Annotated in this window: 19 protein-coding genes and 1 riboswitch; of the genes, 9 read left to right on the forward strand and 10 right to left on the reverse strand. The window is 39.7% G+C overall.

Annotated features, from left to right (window positions below; all coding sequences use genetic code 11):
* Window positions 1-48: 48 nt before the first annotated feature.
* A complete protein-coding gene (locus ACZ42C_RS02110) occupies window positions 49-1,173 on the forward strand; it encodes a tetratricopeptide repeat protein (RefSeq protein ID WP_461180934.1) in 1,125 nt (374 codons plus the stop codon).
* A gap of 135 nt (window positions 1,174-1,308) precedes the next feature.
* Here the strand turns inward: ACZ42C_RS02110 and ACZ42C_RS02115 are convergent, their stop codons facing one another.
* A complete protein-coding gene (locus tag ACZ42C_RS02115; protein ID WP_461180933.1) occupies window positions 1,309-1,845 on the reverse strand; it encodes a YceI family protein in 537 nt (178 codons plus the stop codon).
* 394 nt (window positions 1,846-2,239) lie between these two features.
* Between ACZ42C_RS02115 and ACZ42C_RS02120 the strand changes: the two genes are divergently transcribed.
* Window positions 2,240-4,042, forward strand: a complete 1,803-nt coding sequence (locus tag ACZ42C_RS02120) for a M3 family oligoendopeptidase (RefSeq protein ID WP_461180932.1) — start codon at window positions 2,240-2,242, stop codon at window positions 4,040-4,042.
* 139 nt (window positions 4,043-4,181) lie between these two features.
* On the opposite strand, the gene ACZ42C_RS02125 is transcribed toward ACZ42C_RS02120, so the two are convergent.
* Window positions 4,182-5,897, reverse strand: coding sequence for an IS1634 family transposase (locus ACZ42C_RS02125; RefSeq protein ID WP_461182985.1), 1,716 nt, complete (start codon window positions 5,895-5,897; stop codon window positions 4,182-4,184).
* Window positions 5,898-6,204: 307 nt separating this feature from the next.
* Window positions 6,205-6,309, forward strand: a riboswitch (TPP riboswitch).
* Between the two features lie 92 nt (window positions 6,310-6,401).
* Here ACZ42C_RS02125 and thiT point away from each other — a divergent pair.
* A complete protein-coding gene (gene thiT / locus ACZ42C_RS02130; protein ID WP_461180931.1) occupies window positions 6,402-6,974 on the forward strand; it encodes an energy-coupled thiamine transporter ThiT in 573 nt (190 codons plus the stop codon).
* Between the two features lie 143 nt (window positions 6,975-7,117).
* On the opposite strand, the gene ACZ42C_RS02135 is transcribed toward thiT, so the two are convergent.
* Entirely contained in the window at window positions 7,118-7,462 is a 345-nt protein-coding gene (locus ACZ42C_RS02135) for a YflT domain-containing protein (RefSeq protein WP_461180930.1), read from the reverse strand.
* Window positions 7,463-7,575: 113 nt separating this feature from the next.
* Here ACZ42C_RS02135 and ACZ42C_RS02140 point away from each other — a divergent pair, with 113 nt between their 5' ends.
* From ACZ42C_RS02140 to ACZ42C_RS02160, 5 genes are all read left to right on the forward strand, one after another.
* On the forward strand, window positions 7,576-8,997 hold the full coding sequence (locus ACZ42C_RS02140) for a hypothetical protein (RefSeq protein WP_461180993.1): 1,422 nt from the start codon (window positions 7,576-7,578) through the stop codon (window positions 8,995-8,997).
* A 262-nt stretch (window positions 8,998-9,259) separates the two neighbouring features.
* The gene (locus tag ACZ42C_RS02145) at window positions 9,260-10,999 is read left to right on the forward strand and encodes a carbon starvation CstA family protein (RefSeq protein ID WP_461180929.1); all 1,740 of its coding nucleotides are present in this window, start codon (window positions 9,260-9,262) and stop codon (window positions 10,997-10,999) included.
* A 146-nt stretch (window positions 11,000-11,145) separates the two neighbouring features.
* Entirely contained in the window at window positions 11,146-11,403 is a 258-nt protein-coding gene (locus ACZ42C_RS02150) for a cory-CC-star protein (protein ID WP_461180928.1), read from the forward strand.
* 45 nt (window positions 11,404-11,448) lie between these two features.
* On the forward strand, window positions 11,449-12,378 hold the full coding sequence (locus ACZ42C_RS02155) for an ArsA family ATPase (RefSeq protein ID WP_461180927.1): 930 nt from the start codon (window positions 11,449-11,451) through the stop codon (window positions 12,376-12,378).
* Between the two features lie 46 nt (window positions 12,379-12,424).
* Window positions 12,425-13,405 carry a zinc-binding dehydrogenase gene (locus tag ACZ42C_RS02160; protein WP_461180926.1) on the forward strand — a complete coding sequence of 327 codons (981 nt, stop codon included), beginning with the start codon at window positions 12,425-12,427 and terminating at the stop codon, window positions 13,403-13,405.
* 118 nt (window positions 13,406-13,523) lie between these two features.
* On the opposite strand, the gene ACZ42C_RS02165 is transcribed toward ACZ42C_RS02160, so the two are convergent.
* From ACZ42C_RS02165 to ACZ42C_RS02195, 7 genes are all read right to left on the reverse strand, one after another.
* Window positions 13,524-14,381, reverse strand: coding sequence for a DUF421 domain-containing protein (locus ACZ42C_RS02165; RefSeq protein ID WP_461180925.1), 858 nt, complete (start codon window positions 14,379-14,381; stop codon window positions 13,524-13,526).
* Window positions 14,382-14,406: 25 nt separating this feature from the next.
* Window positions 14,407-14,607 (reverse strand): DUF1657 domain-containing protein, encoded by a 201-nt coding sequence (locus ACZ42C_RS02170; RefSeq protein ID WP_461180924.1) that lies wholly within the window; start codon window positions 14,605-14,607, stop codon window positions 14,407-14,409.
* A 12-nt stretch (window positions 14,608-14,619) separates the two neighbouring features.
* Entirely contained in the window at window positions 14,620-14,970 is a 351-nt protein-coding gene (gene spoVAE / locus ACZ42C_RS02175) for a stage V sporulation protein AE (RefSeq protein WP_461180923.1), read from the reverse strand.
* Window positions 14,967-15,983: a stage V sporulation protein AD gene (gene spoVAD, locus ACZ42C_RS02180; protein WP_461180922.1), complete on the reverse strand. Its 1,017-nt coding sequence runs from the start codon at window positions 15,981-15,983 to the stop codon at window positions 14,967-14,969. Before spoVAD ends, spoVAE begins: the two co-directional genes overlap by 4 nt.
* Window positions 15,984-16,463, reverse strand: a complete 480-nt coding sequence (spoVAC, locus tag ACZ42C_RS02185; RefSeq protein ID WP_461180921.1) for a stage V sporulation protein AC — start codon at window positions 16,461-16,463, stop codon at window positions 15,984-15,986.
* Between the two features lie 16 nt (window positions 16,464-16,479).
* Entirely contained in the window at window positions 16,480-16,950 is a 471-nt protein-coding gene (locus ACZ42C_RS02190; RefSeq protein WP_461180920.1) for a hypothetical protein, read from the reverse strand.
* A gap of 132 nt (window positions 16,951-17,082) precedes the next feature.
* The gene (locus tag ACZ42C_RS02195; protein ID WP_461180919.1) at window positions 17,083-17,289 is read right to left on the reverse strand and encodes a DUF1657 domain-containing protein; all 207 of its coding nucleotides are present in this window, start codon (window positions 17,287-17,289) and stop codon (window positions 17,083-17,085) included.
* A gap of 159 nt (window positions 17,290-17,448) precedes the next feature.
* Between ACZ42C_RS02195 and ACZ42C_RS02200 the strand changes: the two genes are divergently transcribed.
* Window positions 17,449-17,892, forward strand: a complete 444-nt coding sequence (locus tag ACZ42C_RS02200) for a hypothetical protein (RefSeq protein ID WP_461180918.1) — start codon at window positions 17,449-17,451, stop codon at window positions 17,890-17,892.
* Window positions 17,893-17,937 lie beyond the last annotated feature (45 nt).

A 17,937-nucleotide genomic window follows, 5' to 3' on the forward strand; every position in this document is an offset into this window, starting at 1 on the left:
ATACTGTTAGACTAAAGAAAAAGCTTGAAGGGAGAGGTGTTAATCAATATGCCAAACAGTATTATTTTTGATATAGATAAGAAAAAAAAGGCTGTCTTAAATGTTGAAAATAAAAGTGATTTAGAATATATTGTGCATGAATTTAAAGAAGGGCATTATCCAAATGTAGTTAAAAAAGCGAGAGAATTCAGGGATAAGTATAGGCAAGAGGAAATTATTAAATTTCTATTGCTGACAGAGGCAATCAGTCAGGCACAAATAGGAGCAGTAAAAGAATCTGCAGCATTACTATCCGATTTATATCATCATACTGAAACGCATTCCGTGGACTCCCTGATGGAATTGGGAGAGCTGGCATTCTTAAGTGATTACAGGCTGACAAGAAGAATCTTGAGCGAGGCCGTAAAAAGAATGGAAAAGGAAAATGAGGAAGATCGAATCAAGCTTGCCCGCGGCTATCTCGTGTTGGGAGAAGCAGAGGAAAACCTCGAGAAATTTAAGCGTGCCATTAATTATTATCAGAAAGGGTTAACTTATTTTGAAGAAAATGATCAACGCGACCAATACATGATATTATTTTTGCACTTTAAATTGGGTGTGCTGCATTCAACCATCAATAAAGCCGAAGACGCTATTTTTTATTTAAATAAAACTGTTGAACTGGCAGGAGATGAACATGAAGAAATGAAAATCAACAGTCTTGTAAGTATTGCCAAAACATATGGCAGTATGGAAGAAGAAGCAAAGGCTTTCGAATACTTATCTAAAGCGCTTCCCTTGTTGGAGAAATCCAGTTTGAAAAACAGGATGGTTCATGCTGAGGCGTTAACTGAAATGGCCTTTTATTACTTTAATCAATCTATTTTGGAAAAAGCAGTTTCCTATTATGAGTATGCTATCCGTGTTTACCGGGGGCTTACTGCCTATTCTGCAAGAAAACTTGGCATGATATATATGCAATATGCCTATTGTCTGGAGCATATGAAACAAAAAAACCTTTCTCTTGCAGGGAGAAATTATGAATTTGCAGTCCAGGAGCTGGAAAAGTCCAATGACCGTGAATTGCTGGAGAACGCACTTGCTGATGTTATTTCTTTCTTTGACCAGCGGAAAAATGCCAAGAAAAAAAGATTTTACGAAAATAAATTTGTTAAATTGACCAATACAGGATGAAGTACTGTTATAGGCAGTTCTGTTGGATAAGTGTTTTACTCATTGAATCAGCAGCCTTTAATCTTGAGGGTGATTCAACTGGTTCAAATTAAAAGGAACTGCCTATATCAACTGATGGCAGTTCCTTTTAATTATTTAGCCTTCTTTATGTGCTTCAATTTCAAAGTTGATCTTAACTTCTTCACCTACAAGTACGCCACCGGTTTCCAGTGCAGCATTCCAGGTAAGACCAAAATCTTTACGGTTTATTGAAGTTTTACCGCTGAATCCGGCAACTGTATTTCCGCTCATCGGATCTTTGCTCTGTCCTTCGAAATCAACATCCAGTACGACCGGCTTTGTTGTACCACGGATTGTAAGGTCTCCGGTAACTTCGTAGTTGTTTTCTGCCTTTTTCTTAATATCGGTAGCTTTAAACGTGATTTTTGGATGGTTCTCCACATCAAAAAAATCTTCGTTACGCAAATGATCATCGCGGTCTTTGTTCTTGGTGTCTATACTTGCTGCATCAATGGTTACTTCAATTTTTGAATCTGTTAAATCATCTACATCCGCTTCAATTACCGCATCAAAATCATTAAAGGTTCCCTTCGCTTTTGAAATTGCCATATGTCTTACTGAAAATCCAATGTCACTATGAACTGTATCTACTTTCCACACTGTTTTTGCCATTTATAAATTCCTCCTTCATATTATGTAACACTATAGTTACTTTCTGTTACCTAGTATAAAATCATAAATTAGTAGTGTCAAGTAATGGTACTTATAAAAAGATTCACTTCAACGGTACAGGAAATTCGAAAGACCAGCACTTTGGATTTTTTTTAATAAAATTAGTTACGGGCCCGCTAGCTTTGAATCAGGAAGAGCAGATGTAAGTTATAATCCCTTACCCGATTAATAAAAAAATAAACTGGGGAAATTTGATTTGCAACCCCATAGAATTTGCTCCAAACTTACATTTATTTGGAAATAACCTGTAAAAATTCTGATTTTTTGGTACAATAAAAATATGTAAAATATCACTTTTACTGAAATCAAAAATACTTGTTTAAGGAGAGGTTACATGCAAAAAACGTATCATCCTGCCTGGGATTTAGACGCTATTTTCCCGGGAGGAAGTGAATCTAAAGAATTTCATACATATGTGTCAGACATGTCGGAAGAAATTGAGCAGCTATCCCTTACAGTATCCAACTTTTCTCCCGCAGAACCAAATAACATCGTAGAACTGGAAAAAATTACTGAGCATCTTGAAAAATTGACCAAAAAAGCAAGAGAAGCTTTTGCCTTTATCAGCTGTTTAAGTGCCCAGGATGTAAACGATACGAAAGCGAGTCAGCTGGTTGCAAAAAAAAGTGAAATTAAGGCGAAAATAGAGGCGATTCAAACCAGTTTGGAACAAAAGCTCATACAGATTGATGAGGCAGTCTGGAACGATATGTTACAATCGGAGTCTTTGCAGGAAATCTCATTTATACTGAATGAAAACAGAGAGAAGGCTAAAGAACGGTTATCTGTTAATGAGGAAATATTAATCAATGATCTGGAAGTGGACGGGTATCACGGATGGAGTCAAATGTATGATACCATCGTCGGCAGCATGAAGGTTGAGATTAAGGAAAATGGGAAAATGAATTCCTACTCTGTAGGACAGGCTGCCAATAAAATCGTACATCCGGATCGAAATGTACGAAAGCATGTGTTTGACCAATTAAGTAAAGCATGGGAGGACAAAGCTGATTTCTTCGGACAGACATTAAATCATTTAGCCGGATTCCGCTTGCAGAAATATAGACACCGGGGCTGGGAGGATGTATTAAAAGAACCTTTGGCGATCAATCGTATGAAAAAGGATACATTGGATGCGATGTGGACTGCCATTACGAAATATAAGAAACATTTTGTTGAATTTTTAAATAAGAAAGCTGAACTATTGGGACTTGAAAAACTTAGCATGTATGATATAAATGCGCCTGTTTCTGAATCGGTCAAAAAAGTATCTTACACAGAAGGGGCAGAATTTATCATTCAACAGTTTAATAAGTTCAGTCCCAGGATGGGTGAATTTGCGGAAATGGCATTTGAAAAACGTTGGATTGAAGCAGAAGATCGGCCGGGAAAGAGGCCGGGGGGATTTTGCACAAGTTTTCCTGATAGTGAACAAACGCGTATTTTCATGACCTATTCAGGAACTTCATCAAATATTGCCACATTGGCACATGAACTGGGTCATGCTTATCACCAGCATGTAATGAATGATGTGAACGGTCTTAATCAGCGCTATGCCATGAATGTTGCCGAAACTGCATCTACATTCGCTGAAATGATTGTTGCGGATGCTGCTGTAAATAACGCGAAAGATAATAAGGAAAGATTGGCTTTATTGGAAGATAAGATACAAAGAAGTGTCGCATTTTTCATGAACATTCATGCCAGGTTTCTATTTGAAACACGCTTTTATGAGGAGAGAAAACAGGGACTTGTTTCTGTTGATCGATTAAATGAAATGATGATTGAGGCGCAAAAAGAAGCATATTGCAATAACCTTGATGAATATGATGAAAACTTTTGGTCATCGAAGCTGCATTTTCACATAACAGGGGTACCATTTTATAACTTCCCTTATACATTTGGTTATTTATTCAGCCTGGGAATTTATGCAGAAGCCAAAGAGCAGGGAAATGACTTCGAGAATGATTATATTGCACTGTTGCGTGATACCGGGAAAATGAATGTGGAAGACTTGGCAGAAAAACATTTACAGGTAGACCTGACTAAGCCGGAATTTTGGGAATCAGCGCTTGAATTATGTGTAGCAGATGTCAAGGAATTTATAACTTTGGCAGGTGAAAATACGAAAGCTTAAAGTCAGTTAGATCTTACGCACATGAAACATTGAAGTTTACTATTGTCTGGTATACAATCTCATCTTTGACACTAAAAACCGCCATAAACATTGTGATTTCAACGTTTATGGCGGTTTTAAAACACCCAAAAACTGCGTACTATTTTCCTTTTTTGGTTTGCTTTAAAATTTTTTTCATGTTTTTTTGAGTAACAATTTCAAAGTCGGTTCTGAAGCCAAATGCATCATGTAACGCATCCGTGATTTCTGTTCGGGTATATACAGGTATGTATCCTTCTCCATCCAATTCCCACATATTCATATTCCTCAATGTATTGATTATTTCCGGGCATGTAAAGCGTTCATCTAATTTTTTCTCTAAAATGCGATAAATTAATAGGGATAGGAAACATGTTAAAAAATGTGCTTTTATCCGTGAATCTCTCCGTAAATAAACAGGCCGGGCCTGAAATTCACTCTTTAATATTCGAAACGTCTCCTCGATCTCCCATCTCCTTCGATTAATCTTGATAATCTCCTCGATAGTGGATTCCAGATTGGTACATACCGCATAAAATCCGTCATACATGGATTCATTATCGATCTGCTTTTGATTCAGGGTTGCCTGGGTTTTGTCTGCAATTTCACCATCATCTGTCACATGTGTTGCTTTGATGAATCGCTTTGGGTCATTCTGATTATGCTTATTCAACGAGCTTGGATTTTCCACTTTCTTCTTCGCGCGTTCTACTTGTTTTTCCCGAATAGATGCTTGATATCGCTGGTAAACGGGGGAGTACGTGACAATTAACTTTTGTTCCAATCCATTTTCTTTTATCCAACGCTCCTTGTAATACGTTCTCTGGTCATTTTTGAGCTTGCGGACATCTTCTAAATTTACTTTTTTATTGCTTCCCGGTATTCGCCACCCCTTAGAATCCAGCGCCCACTCCTTCAAAAACTTCTTCAGTTTTTTGATTGACTGTGTGGTGACAAATGCGCGTTGTCCTTTCGTGTTATATATCCGATTCTTATTCGAAGATAGTCCGGCATCTGTACATACCACAAATTTCGAAAGGTTAAAGTCTTTTAGAATACGGCGTTCCAACGGTTTCAAGGTGGTTTGTTCATTTCTGTTTCCAGGTGTCATACTAAAGGCAAGTGGCAGTCCTGATCCATCCATGAATAGTCCCATTTGAACAATTGGGCTGGGCCGATTTTCTTTAGAAACCCCATATTGTTTCATACCGTCTTCTTCCTCGATTTCAAAGAAAAAATTGGTGCAGTCATAATATAAAACCTGCGTGTTTCGATCAACCACCTGGAGGCTGTTTTTATAGACCATTTCTTCAATGAAATCAGATTGTTCCGCAAGTACTTCAAGTGCCCGGTACATTTGATGCTCCTTAAAATGTGGGGGCTCAAGTAAGTCCTTCGAATGTTCAAACGTCCCCTTTTTAGAAGTGGGATGTAGAATGCGCAAATACAGAAGACGTGAAAGAATTTCATTAAGATCATATTCAAATTCATATTTCTGAGAGATTTTCTGACAGATTTGATCTAATTTTAGTTTATGATAAAGGGATTGTAAAAAAAGATAACCGGAATTAAACAACGTTTGTTTATTCAATTCTATCTGCTTGGCTGGACTGTATCTGGCAATGATTTTATAGTTACTCTCTTTTTCTTCCTGTGTTAATTTTTTGGCATATTCTTTTGCCCAGGTATAGGGATCTACACCGGGATGCTTTTCTAAAATTTCCTCATCGTTTCCTAAAGCCTCAACGACTTTTGAGGTTTTCTTTCCGTTCCGATAAACATCTTTAATAACAGAATAGGACGTTGACCCTTTGGAAACACTTTTTTTAATGCGCACACACATCTCCTCCGTACTGTGTTTATACTTTATATTATACAATAGTACGAAATAGTACGCAATTATTTAAAGCGGAATTTGACAAAAAAATATAAGCCTGCACTGGCTTATGATCACTTTTTATTTAATTTAGGTGTCAAACTCCCGGAATCAGCGCTTGAATTATGTGTAGCAGATGTCAAGGAATTTATAACTTTGGCAGGTGAAAATACGAAAGCTTAAAGTCAGTTAGATCTTACGCACATGAAACATTGAAGTTTACTATTGTCTGGTATACAATGGTATAAAGTGAAAAAAGCATAGATTGAAAGCCTGCAGGGGGAGCCTTTTGGCTGAGAGTGAACAAGGTATGTGTTCTTACCCTTAGAACCTGTTAGTTAATACTAGCGCAGGGATGGTGGCTTTTTTGATGGAATAAAGCAATGTGAGCGGGTTTCCCATCAGGAAGTCTTCCCCTTGGCATTGCTTTTTTTGCGTTCCAAAATAGGGGGAAGGAGTGTTAATTTGCAATCCAGAAGAGTTTTATTTTTAATTGAAGTGGCTATTTTTACAGCATTGGCATTACTTTTGGACATTTTACCATTTTTATCTTTTAAAATTTGGGCCCAGGGTGGTTCGGTCTCGTTTGCCATGATACCAATCTTTATTGTGGCGTTTCGTTGGGGGCTAAAGGGTGGCTTACTGTCCGGATTTTTACTTGGAGTATTGCAGGTTGCCACCGGAACAGCTTATATTTTGCATCCTGTGCAGGGTATTCTTGATTATGCCGTTGCATTTACTGTATTAGGATTTGCCGGCGTTTTTGCAAGAATAGTTCAGCAGGCTGTTAAAAACGGCGAAACAAAAATATATTTAACTTATATTACATTTGGTGTTTTATTGGGCAGTGTATTACGCTTCCTTGCACATTATATCGCAGGGATCGTCTTCTTTGGCTCCGCGGTGGAAGGTCAGCCGGCGTGGCTTTATTCATTAATTTATAATGCATCCTACATGCTGCCATCATTTGTTTTATGTACAGTGCTTGTGTTCTTCCTGTTCCATAAACAGCCAAGAACATTAATTAATGCAGCGTAAATCAGTCAGCCCGCTCACAAAGGGTAACCTTGAGCATACAGAGGTTACCTTTTTTATTGGAAAAGGAGAATCTCAGGAGCAGAGGTATTAACCCGGTGTAAAAGGTGAACCCGGCCATAACAGCCGGGTTCAATGATCTTACTTTATAATAAATAATCAACATCTTCATTTGTCACAATCAGTAGTACTTTGCCCTCGTCCATTTCTTCTTCGTATTGTTCTGCTTCTGCGTCGCTTAATCCCATCTCTTTAAGTTTTGTGCGCAGTTCGTCTCCTTTACTGTTAAAGAGGTTTCCGACTGCATCCCCAAAATCCATTTCTTTCATGCCGATTGTATTTGCATCTGCGTTGTCTGCAATGCGCTCGGTTCGGTCATCATCATGGGAAAGTACATAGACATTGTCTTTGTCCACGCCTCGATCTTTTAAGAGGTTTACATCTGTTGCCAGTTGTTCGTCATTTGTATATTCCTTGATAAATGGTTTCATTTTAAATACCTCCCTTTCAAGTATTCACTTTCTTCATTCCCGTATGAATATGAACTAAACATATAGTTTCGGCATAGGCTATATGACCATGGAAGGGAGGAGAGGGGAGAATGGTGGAGCTATCATTTTCTCATTGGCTATATGGTTTAGTTACATTGGGCATTATTGCCACCATGATTTTCCGTAAAGGCGTAGTGATGCCTACTTTGTTTGGGACATTTGTTGTTGCCTTGGCTTATCACGGGAATTTAGTTGACGGATTTACAGCAATATTTCAGGCAAATTTGGTTGCTGCCCAGGAACTGTTTAACATATTTCTGATCATTACCTTTATGCTTGCACTATTAAATTCTTTAAAGGATTTAGGTGCGGACAGAAAAATGATACAGCCTATCCAGAAGTTTATGACTAATGGACATATCTCCTTTTTTATACTAGTAATTGTCACGTATATAATTTCTTTGTTCTTTTGGCCAACACCGGCGGTTCCATTGATTTGTGCGCTGCTTGTACCTGCAGCAGTTCGTGCCGGGTTACCGGTTATGACAGCTGCAGTAGCTATTGCGATTGCAGGTCAGGGCATGGCACTTTCGTCTGATTATATTGTTCAGGTTGCTCCGAGCTTATCTGCAACAGCTGCAGGGATAGAAACGTCGATCGTTGCTGATAAAGCATTGATCTTATCCAGCATATCCGGTGTGATTGCCATCATGCTTGCTTATTTACTGTACAGGAAAAATATAAGGTCCAGGGATGATGAGAGAAATGAATGGGAAGTACAGAAGATGCAATCTGCTTCAGTGTCGGATAAAAAACAGGGAACCGAAAACCTGGATAGGTGGAGCAGAATATTTGCCATTCTAGTGCCAATAACACTGTTGGGTGTTGTAATTTATATGGTATATGAAAAGCTGCTGAGCGGAAGAATGAGCGGATTGGAAGGGGGAGATGGAGCTGCCTTTGTCGGCGGTGTTGCTGTAATACTGCTATTACTTTCAACCATTGCTTTTGGGAAAAAGCATGCATTGGAGTATATCAGTACCCATATTACCGATGGCTTTACTTTTGCTTTCAAAGCGATGGGACCTGTTATTCCGATTGCCGGTTTTTTCTTCCTGGGAAGTCCGGATTTTTCGGGAAGCATTTTAGGAATAGAAGAAAACGCACCGGCTTTCCTTTTTGATATTGTGCAGGCTTCCCAGGAATATATACCACAAAGTGCGTTTTTGGCAGCATTCAGTGTGTTGCTTATTGGGATTATAACCGGATTGGACGGCTCAGGATTTTCCGGTCTGCCCTTAACCGGAGCACTGTCTGCTTCATTAGCAAATGCTTCAATTGATGCCGGTACGCTTGCAGCAATTGGGCAAATGGGTTCAATATGGACCGGCGGTGGTACACTGGTAGCCTGGTCCTCATTAATTGCCATTGCCGGGTTTTGTGGTATATCAGTAATGGAGCTCGTACGCAGGAATTTTATTCCGGTTATGGCGGGTCTCGCCCTTTGCACATTATTTGCTGTATTGTTTTTATAGACTCCTGGAATAATGGTTGATGAAAGAGCATTCACGTCTTTATAAAAGCAACCAGTACTCTGTACCTGCAGTGAAAATCGACAGGAATACAAAAATCCTGTCGATTTTTTTGTTATTTACAATTAAGATAAAAAATATTATAATTTACTTTATTATCAATTAATATAAAATTGATAATAAAGTAAATTTCCGTACATATTATAACGAAAGAGGGACAAGTATTACTTTTTGAAAATTTAAAATGAAGGGGAGGCGGAAAGTTTTGTCTGGTATTTTAATTGCACTGATAGGTATGGCGATTTTCGCACTGGGTTATCGCTATTATTCCAAGTTTATAGCGGAAAGGATCTTTAGATTGGACCCGGATTATGTTACTCCGGCTCATAAGTACAAAGATGGGGTGGATTTTGTTCCGACAAATAAGTTTGTGCTTTGGGGACATCATTTTTCCTCTATCGCCGGAGCTGCTCCGATTCTCGGTCCGGCAATTGCGCTTTATTGGGGATGGCTGCCTGCTTTATTGTGGGTCATATTAGGAACGGTTTTTGCAGCGGGTGTTCACGATTTTGGTACGCTTGTTCTATCAGTCCGCAACAAGGGACAGTCGGTGGGAACTCTTGCTCACCGACTGGTAGGACAAAGAGCAAAAATCTTATTTTTATTTATTATCCTGATTCTCGTTTTAATGGTAAACGCAGTTTTTGCATGGGTAGTTGCCAATTTGTTTATTTCGTACCCATCCAGCGTATTGCCTGTATTTATTCAAATTCCATTAGCCATATGGATAGGTTATGTTGTATATAAAGGGAAGACGAAGATGCTGATCCCTTCGCTGCTGGCTTTGGCCGTCATGTATATTGTCGCTGTGATCTCCAGCAGGGTGGATTTTCTGCAGATTGATATTGTCAGGTATTTCGGCGGGGAAGGTGCTGAAGGAATTTTTGGGTTAGGTGCGGTATCTTCTGCTTTCTTTATTTGGATCATTATTCTGATGATTTATGTTTATATCGCTTCCACATTGCCGGTTTGGAAGCTTTTGCAGCCAAGGGATTTTATCAATTCTCATCAATTGGTACTTGGTCTGGTTATTCTGTATTTGGGTATGTTTTTGACAAATCCGCAAATGACAGCCCCGGTAACCAATTCAGGTGCAGACACACCATGGCTGCCTTTGCTGTTCATCACCATCGCCTGCGGTGCGATCTCGGGGTTCCATGGACTGGTTTCTTCGGGAACGTCGTCGAAACAATTAAATAAAGAAACAGATGCACGGTTTGTTGGATATGCCGGGTCTGTAGGTGAAGGAATTTTAGCACTTCTTTCCATTATTGCAGTGGGAACATTTTTTACAACGCAAAGTGATTTCTTTGCAACTTACGGCAGTTTTGTGGATGCCAATGAAGCAGGCCTGGGTATTTTTATTGAAGGTGCCTCCGTTCTTGCCGGTGGCTTAGCTATCCCGTCGGATATTGCGACAACATTGGTGTCCATAATGGTAATCAGCTTTGCAGCGACATCGTTGGACACTTCTGTGAGGCTGATGCGTTATATTATTTCTGAATTGGGTGTTGAGTATAAAGTACCTGTATTAACAAAAAGACATGTTGCTACTTCTGTTGCAGTTGGTACGAGTGCAGCGCTTGTATTGCTGCCGGAAGGACCACAGGGCTTTGGTTCAGGCGGATATTTGCTATGGCCATTATTCGGTACATCAAATCAGTTGCTGGCAGCGATTAGTTTAATGTTGGTCGCTGTATGGCTGAAAAGGCTTGGAAGGAATTATATTGCCGTAATTATTCCAATGATATTCGTTATGCTAATGACATTGTGGGCGATGTTACAGCAGGTTGTTTTCGAATGGTCATGGTGGGGCACGGGGCCTAATACGTTACTATTCGTCCTTGGCGCGATCATCTTTGTATTTGCAGTATGGATTATTCTGACGGCTGTTCAGGTAATGAGGGGAAAGTTTGATAAGCCTTTGGATGAAGATTATAAGTGAGTGGACCGGGAATAGGGATCTGTTATGCAGGTTCCTATTCTCACTTAAAGCTTGGAGCCCATTGAGGTTTTCTGATATGATAAGTCATAACAAAGAATAATTTAAAAAGAAACAGCGCTTTTTTATTTATATTCGAGGTGTGCTCTATGCTGAATAAAGTGAAAAAGTTAATTGAATTTTATGAAGAAGTGTTAAGTATGCCTCATCGCCAGGAAATTGCCAGGGAGCTCAGGGATGAAGATGATCTGTTCCTGCTTCTGCTGTATTCCGAGATGATAGGCATTCCGAATCCGGTTTATTACTATACGTTGGAGCTCTATCCATATATGATTGAAAGATTTCATGATTGGCATTTGAGGATGGGTATGGAAAAATCACCATTAACAGGCATACGCTGCTGTTGACGCAATGTGGATGGATTTGGCAAAGTACAGGAAAGGTGAATGGCAATGCAGGAATTGACAAGAAAAATAATATTCCTGGGAGGCAAGGGGGGTGTAGGAAAATCAACTTCAGCAGCAGGTCTTGCATGGAAATTGGCTGAAGCAGGTAAGAAAACATTGCTTGTATCCACGGACCCTGCACATAATCTCGGGGATATTTTCAGACAGCCGATCGGCGGCAGTATTAAAAAGGTTGCGGATTTTTTATTCGCACTGGAAATTGACCCTGAAATTGAGACGACAAATTATATTAATAGTGTAAAAGATAATATTAAGGGTACAGTACATTCCAGTATGATGGAAGAAGTTCATCGCCAGTTGGATACAGCAAAGGCTTCACCCGGGGCGGATGAAGCGGCACTGTTTGACAGATTGATTTCCATCATATTGGAGGAAAGGGAAAATTATGACAATATCGTATTTGACACTGCGCCGACCGGACACACCATACGTCTGCTGTCCCTGCCTGAATTAATGGGTGTATGGATAGAAGGTTTGCTTCAGAAACGCCGAAAAACAAATGAGAACTATTCGCAGTTGTTAAATGATGGTGCCCCTGTGGAGGACCCAATTTATGATGTGTTAAGAGAACGGCAGGAGCGTTTTTCAAGGGCCAGGGAGATCCTGCTGGACCCGAAAATGACAGGATTTATTTTTGTGTTGAATCCGGAAAGACTGCCGATTGTGGAAACTGAAAAAGCGATTAAATTGCTCGATCAGTACCATTTGCATGTAAAAACACTGATTGTAAATAAAGTACTCCCGAAAGAAGCCGATGGCAAGTTCCTATCAGAACGGAAAAAACACGAAAAACGATATTTGGATTTGATCAATCAAACTTTTGCGAATAAACATTTAATTTATATTCCTTTGCTTTCAGAGGATATTTCCAGTAAGGAGCAATTACAATTGTTCAGTAAATATTTCAAAGGATAGTTTTTCATAATAGATGGCAAAAGATCTTAGAAGAGAGGGAATAAACATGAAAGCATTTGTACATGAAGATGGAGAATTGAAGCTGAAGGATATGGCTGAGCCGACTGCAGAAAAAGGAGAAGTGGTCATTAAAATAAAAGCTGCCGGCTTAAACCGTCGTGATCTGATGATTCCTAAACGGCGGGGAGACAATAAGGAAGCACTCATACTCGGCTCAGATGGTGCCGGTGTAATTGAAACGGTTGGTGAAGGGGTCACGAATTATCAGCCTGGTGATGAGGTAATTATCAACCCGGCACTCAGATGGTTCGAAAACAGTGAAGCACCACCAAAAGGATTTGATATTTTAGGTATGCCGGATCATGGAACATTTGCAGAAAAAATAGCGATATCTGAAGAACAGGTGGAGAAAAAGCCGGAGCATATTTCCTGGGAAGAGGCCGGTGTCCTTAGCTTATCCGCATTAACCGGCTATCGTGCCCTATTTACAAGAGCGCAGGTGAAGGAAGGAGATACCGTATTCATTCCGGGAGCGGGGAGCGGGGTATCCACTTATTTGATTAACTTTGCTAAAAATGCAGGTGCTAAAGTGATTGTTACTTCCCGCAGTGAGGAAAAGCTGAATAAGGCAAAGGAATTGGGAGCGGATATTGTTCTCGACACAAATAGTGACTGGAAACAGGAACTCCAAGGAGAAACGGTGGATATTGTCATAGATAGTGTTGGCCGGGCAACCTTTAACCGGTCATTGGAAGTGTTGAAAAAAGGCGGTAAAATGGTGGTGTTCGGAGCTACGACTGAAGACGTCATTGATTTTGATTTAAGGTCATTCTTTTATGGTCAATATCAGCTGATTGGTTCCACGATGGGAAGCAGGCAGGAGCTTCACGCTCTATTGCATCATATGGAGAATTTCAAGATGCATCCGGTTGTCGACAGAACATTTTCCCTTGAAAGGATCCAGGATGCCTTTGATTATTTAAATGAAAATAAGCAATTTGGAAAGGTTGCCATAAAAATGCCATAAGCGTAAAACTGCTCTTTACATCATAGAATGTAGGGAGCAGTTGCTTTGTTTCCTGCTTTTAAATAAATCAATTCATGTAAGGTTGGGTCTTTTGATAAAAAATAAAGTCGCTGGTGTATCATTTCAAATAGGGCCGGATCAGTTCTATGGCATGCTGAAGTTTCCTGCTGTTTCTTTCATATAGTTCCTTTGATTTAATATTCTCGGTGGCCAGAGCAAACAGTTCCAGGTCAGCCTGGCATTTTTTCATAGTCGCCAACAGCAAAGGTTTTTCCGCCGGGGCAGGAACAACAAGCTTATCGTCATATAAGTCCACGTACAACTGTCCGTCATTATTTGCCTGTCCCAAAAACACATTCTCAATACTTACGTTCATTTTATCCAATTCTGTTTCCAGCCAATTCGTGCTCAAATTCAGGTTTGCCAGCGGTTCCAGGAGGACATTCCCGTCCATAATCACCGTTTGCGGCTCTTTGTCCGGTGCCAGCTTTAAGCCGAGGTCTTTTGCGGTCAATGGTCTATTTTCCCTTTTTGGCAATACACTTAATGTGCCTGTTGGTTCCAAAACGGCAAACTCCACGTCTGAGGCAAGAAATACATCATTTTCACGAAGCTTTTCAAGAAGGTCATCGGTTGAGTATCCTTCTTTTTTTAAATTATCTTCCATAATTTTACCATCTTGAATAAACACAGTACTTTTCCCTTGGGAGAAGTTACGAAAACTTTTGCTTTTAAGGGATAGAAATTCGACTCCAAACGGGATAATGAACCAGATGAACATAGCTATTAAGCCGTAAATAATATTTGATTCAGGAGTAACAGTATGGATGGCAACAATACCACCGAGTACAATCCCGGCAATATATTCAAAGACATTCATTTGCCCCATTTGTTTTTTTCCAAGCCACTTTGTAAGGAAAAATAGTGTAATTAACAAAATGAGTGATTTAATAACCACGTTAATCCATTCGGGCATGTGACTTCATTCCCTCCTTGTCAACTCACTTATATTGCGGTTCTTCTTTTGTCAACTGTATTACCTGCTGCTGCAAATCATCTTTAATGGCTACCATAATTTTTTCTGCTTCCTTGAATTTTTCATGGGCTTCATATGATTGCGTTTTGCCTGCCAATAATTGAATGGTTGCCTCAGCACTTTTAATGGATGAAAAGCAGCTTTTCACTTGAGAACCAACTGTCATTATTAAAGCCTCCTAGCCTTTTGGTTTAAATAAAATAGCTCCGATGACACCGAAAATGATTGCAGCTGATATACCGGCACTGGTTACTTCAAACATGCCGGTAACTACACCGATTAATCCGTGTTTTTCCGCTTCTGCCATAGCACCGTGTACGAGTGAGTTACCAAAACTTGTAATTGGAACGGTGGCACCGGCTCCCGCAAAATCAATTAATGGTTCATACAATCCGAGGCCATCTAATACAGCACCAGAAACGACCAAAATGGTTAATGTTTGCCCCGGATTTAATTTAAATACATCAAACATGATTTGCCCTATAACACAAATGATCCCGCCAACAACAAAGGCCCAAAAAAAGATCATGTTATATCACTTCCTGACTCTATCGATACTGCATGGGCAATACAAGGAATCGGGTCATTCTGCTGGATGCTTAGAGGAGAATGAAGGGAACCAGTGGCAACAACTAGAATGCGATTTAATTCTCCCTTTTTCATCCGGTTCAGGAAATGGCCGAATGTTACTATTGCGGAACATGCCGGACCGCTTGCACCTGCCAGAACAGGCTGACTTTCCCGGTAAATGGTCAGGCCGCAATCAACATATTTATCTTCCGGGATCACAAGTCCCCTTTTATTTAACATATCAAGGGAGGTTTCCCTTCCGATATGGCCGAGGTCTCCGGTAATAATTAAATCATAATGCGACGGGTCCAGATTCATCTCTTTAAAATGTGTTTCAATTGTATCCACTGCAGCGGGTGCCATAGCTCCTCCCATGTTAAATGGATCCGCCATGCCCATATCGACTATTTTTCCGATGGTTGCAGCTGTAATAACTGGTCCATTTCCTTCCCTGGCAACTAGTGCACAGCCCGCTCCGGTTACCGTCCATTGCGCTGTGGGAGGTTTTTGGCCGCCATATTCAGTGGGATATCGGAACTGTTTTTCTGCAGCTGCATTATGGCTTGAAGTCCCGCTTAAAATATAGTCCGCCCCGTTTGAATTTATAATGGCTGCTGCCAATGCAAGACTTTCCGTTGATGTAGCACATGCACTGAACAACCCCAAATACGGCAAACCCATCGTTTTTGCAGCAAAACTGGTTGGTGTTATTTGATTAATTAAATCTCCACTGATAAAAAACTGTACATCTTCTTTTTCAATGGAGGTTTTTTTGACGGCAATTTGACATGCTTCCTCCATTAATGTTTGCTGGGATTTTTCAAAGGAGTCCTGCTCCAGCCACATATCTTCATGCAAAAGATCGAAATCATCCGCAATGTTCCCTTGACCTTCAAAGGGGCCGCCTACAGTACCGGTTGAAATGATAACCGGTTTATTTGTAAACGTCCATGTTTGATGACCTGTCAGCATTTATAGTCCACCCCATTGAATGAGAATTGTTTTGACCAGTGCAATAACAAATGCACTAAAGACTCCGTATACGATAACAGGACCGGCAAGTTTTAGCATATTGCTTCCCACACCAAGAATAAAGCCTTCTGTCCGGTATTCAATTGCAGAGGCAATTACCGCATTCCCGAAACCAGTAACAGGGACCGCAGTCCCGGCTCCGGCAAATTGCCCAATTCTGTCGTAAATACCAAATCCTGTCAGCAGCATTGTAATAAAAATAAGTGTAGCAACAGTTGGGTTCCCTGCAGTCTGTTCGGTGAAATTAAAAAAGTAAATATAAAAAGTAGTAATCAGCTGACCGATCAAGCAGATAAAACCGCCAACAAGAAAAGCTTTTATACAATTTTTGAAGATGGGGCGTTTCACTTCTCTTTTATCCTGAAATGCCTGGTATTCCTGAGCATCAGGAGGTAAGTTTTTCTTCTTTTTATCCGCCATTTCACCTTTCATTCCTTTATGTTTGTTCTTTCGATAGACTGATTAGTTTATCCAGTTCTTTTTCCAGCTTTTTTGGAGAATAGGTATGATCTTCTTGTATTTTTTGTTCCAATTTATCAAGTTCAAGAATTATTTTTTGATCTGTGGAAAATTCAACAGTTATATGTGAAAATTGTTTTTCCATTTCTTTTTGCAGTTGTTCTTGTATCTCGGCCAATTGAAAACGTTCATGATGTTCCACAGCTACAGCCATCAGCATTTTTTTGTCGGTATTTACGGCTTTAACCGATGTTATTTCAGCATACTTACGCATGCTGTCTTTGGCCTGGTTGGAAATATGCTGATCAAGCTGATGGTTTTTTGAAATTTTCATTAAATCAATGTCATTATTTGGTGTGCCTGCCGGTTCCAAAACCGAATTATTTGTATTGCATCCAGCTAAAATCGCAATCATACTGGCGATGAGCAGCCATTTTATTACAGGCATTTTTCTCACTCATTTCTCTCTTTTAAAGTTTAAAGGAGGCAGGTTTCCCCGCCCCGACATATAACAAGGATTAAATCATCAGAATAAATGTTTCATCATCGAATATGGATGAAAGCAAGCAGATGAACAAGGTTAAAAACCTTTATATTGGGGTTCCTGCTGCTCTATTTGCTGAACTCTCGGCTCCACGGATTGTAAAATAGCCATGGTTTGTTGTGCGGCATTTTCATACAGTTGTTTTGCCTGTTTGTTTTCTGTCTGAAGTGCAAATTGTTCAAAGCTGGCCTGTGCACTTTTAAGGCCGGCAATGGTTTGTTTTACTTGTGAACCTACAGTCATGGCACTTGCCCTCCTTTTATTTCAGCTTCACTATTTATGATTCGTTTTCCAGGCGCATTTATACTTTCTACTTTTTTCCTGCAGAAATTGCGTTAAAACGAAACAAAGTAAGCAGTTGATTCGTTTAATAAATATAGACTGTAAACAAGGGTGAATATTATGAGGAAATATTTTATATTTTTGTTTTTATTGGTTACCGTTTTTCTTGTTATTACATATGGACAGTTTCAAAGTTCAAGGACTGCTTTATCCGAAAACAAAACAATTGCCAAAGAGTCGGATGACTTTATATTACATGTACAGGTGAATGATGATGGGGAGGAGATAGAAGTATTGCATTCGATTCAGTATAAAGGAAAAAAGAAGGTGGAGATTCAACATCAGACCCCGCTCGTATCTGTATCCCTGCATGATCACAATCATGATTTTACGGGGAGCTATGTAAAAAAGTCTATGGAAGAAGGTAATATATATCGACCGCAGAAAGCGGCTAATCTGCCTTTGCCAAGTGAAGATGAATGCAATCTATATATTCAAGCAAAGTTTACAGTAAACGATGAATGGAAAGTGATCAATCATGTAGAAGAACTAAAATTTAAATAGTGATTAACATTTCCCCAGCTAAAACAGGTAAACTGAGAGGCGTTT

Source organism: Virgibacillus kimchii (genome assembly GCF_055379185.1).

Bases quoted from the DNA above. Each gene is read 5' to 3' on its own strand.
- ACZ42C_RS02110 (WP_461180934.1), top strand. From the start codon at position 49: ATGCCAAACAGTATTATTTTTGATATAGATAAGAAAAAAAAGGCTGTC.
- ACZ42C_RS02115 (WP_461180933.1), bottom strand. From the start codon at position 1,845: ATGGCAAAAACAGTGTGGAAAGTAGATACAGTTCATAGTGACATTGGA.
- ACZ42C_RS02120 (WP_461180932.1), top strand. From the start codon at position 2,240: ATGCAAAAAACGTATCATCCTGCCTGGGATTTAGACGCTATTTTCCCG.
- ACZ42C_RS02135 (WP_461180930.1), bottom strand. From the start codon at position 7,462: ATGAAACCATTTATCAAGGAATATACAAATGACGAACAACTGGCAACA.
- ACZ42C_RS02150 (WP_461180928.1), top strand. From the start codon at position 11,146: ATGCTGAATAAAGTGAAAAAGTTAATTGAATTTTATGAAGAAGTGTTA.
- ACZ42C_RS02155 (WP_461180927.1), top strand. From the start codon at position 11,449: ATGCAGGAATTGACAAGAAAAATAATATTCCTGGGAGGCAAGGGGGGT.
- ACZ42C_RS02160 (WP_461180926.1), top strand. From the start codon at position 12,425: ATGAAAGCATTTGTACATGAAGATGGAGAATTGAAGCTGAAGGATATG.
- ACZ42C_RS02165 (WP_461180925.1), bottom strand. From the start codon at position 14,381: ATGCCCGAATGGATTAACGTGGTTATTAAATCACTCATTTTGTTAATT.
- ACZ42C_RS02170 (WP_461180924.1), bottom strand. From the start codon at position 14,607: ATGACAGTTGGTTCTCAAGTGAAAAGCTGCTTTTCATCCATTAAAAGT.
- spoVAE (WP_461180923.1), bottom strand. From the start codon at position 14,970: ATGATCTTTTTTTGGGCCTTTGTTGTTGGCGGGATCATTTGTGTTATA.
- spoVAD (WP_461180922.1), bottom strand. From the start codon at position 15,983: ATGCTGACAGGTCATCAAACATGGACGTTTACAAATAAACCGGTTATC.
- spoVAC (WP_461180921.1), bottom strand. From the start codon at position 16,463: ATGGCGGATAAAAAGAAGAAAAACTTACCTCCTGATGCTCAGGAATAC.
- ACZ42C_RS02190 (WP_461180920.1), bottom strand. From the start codon at position 16,950: ATGCCTGTAATAAAATGGCTGCTCATCGCCAGTATGATTGCGATTTTA.
- ACZ42C_RS02195 (WP_461180919.1), bottom strand. From the start codon at position 17,289: ATGACTGTAGGTTCACAAGTAAAACAAACCATTGCCGGCCTTAAAAGT.
- ACZ42C_RS02200 (WP_461180918.1), top strand. From the start codon at position 17,449: ATGAGGAAATATTTTATATTTTTGTTTTTATTGGTTACCGTTTTTCTT.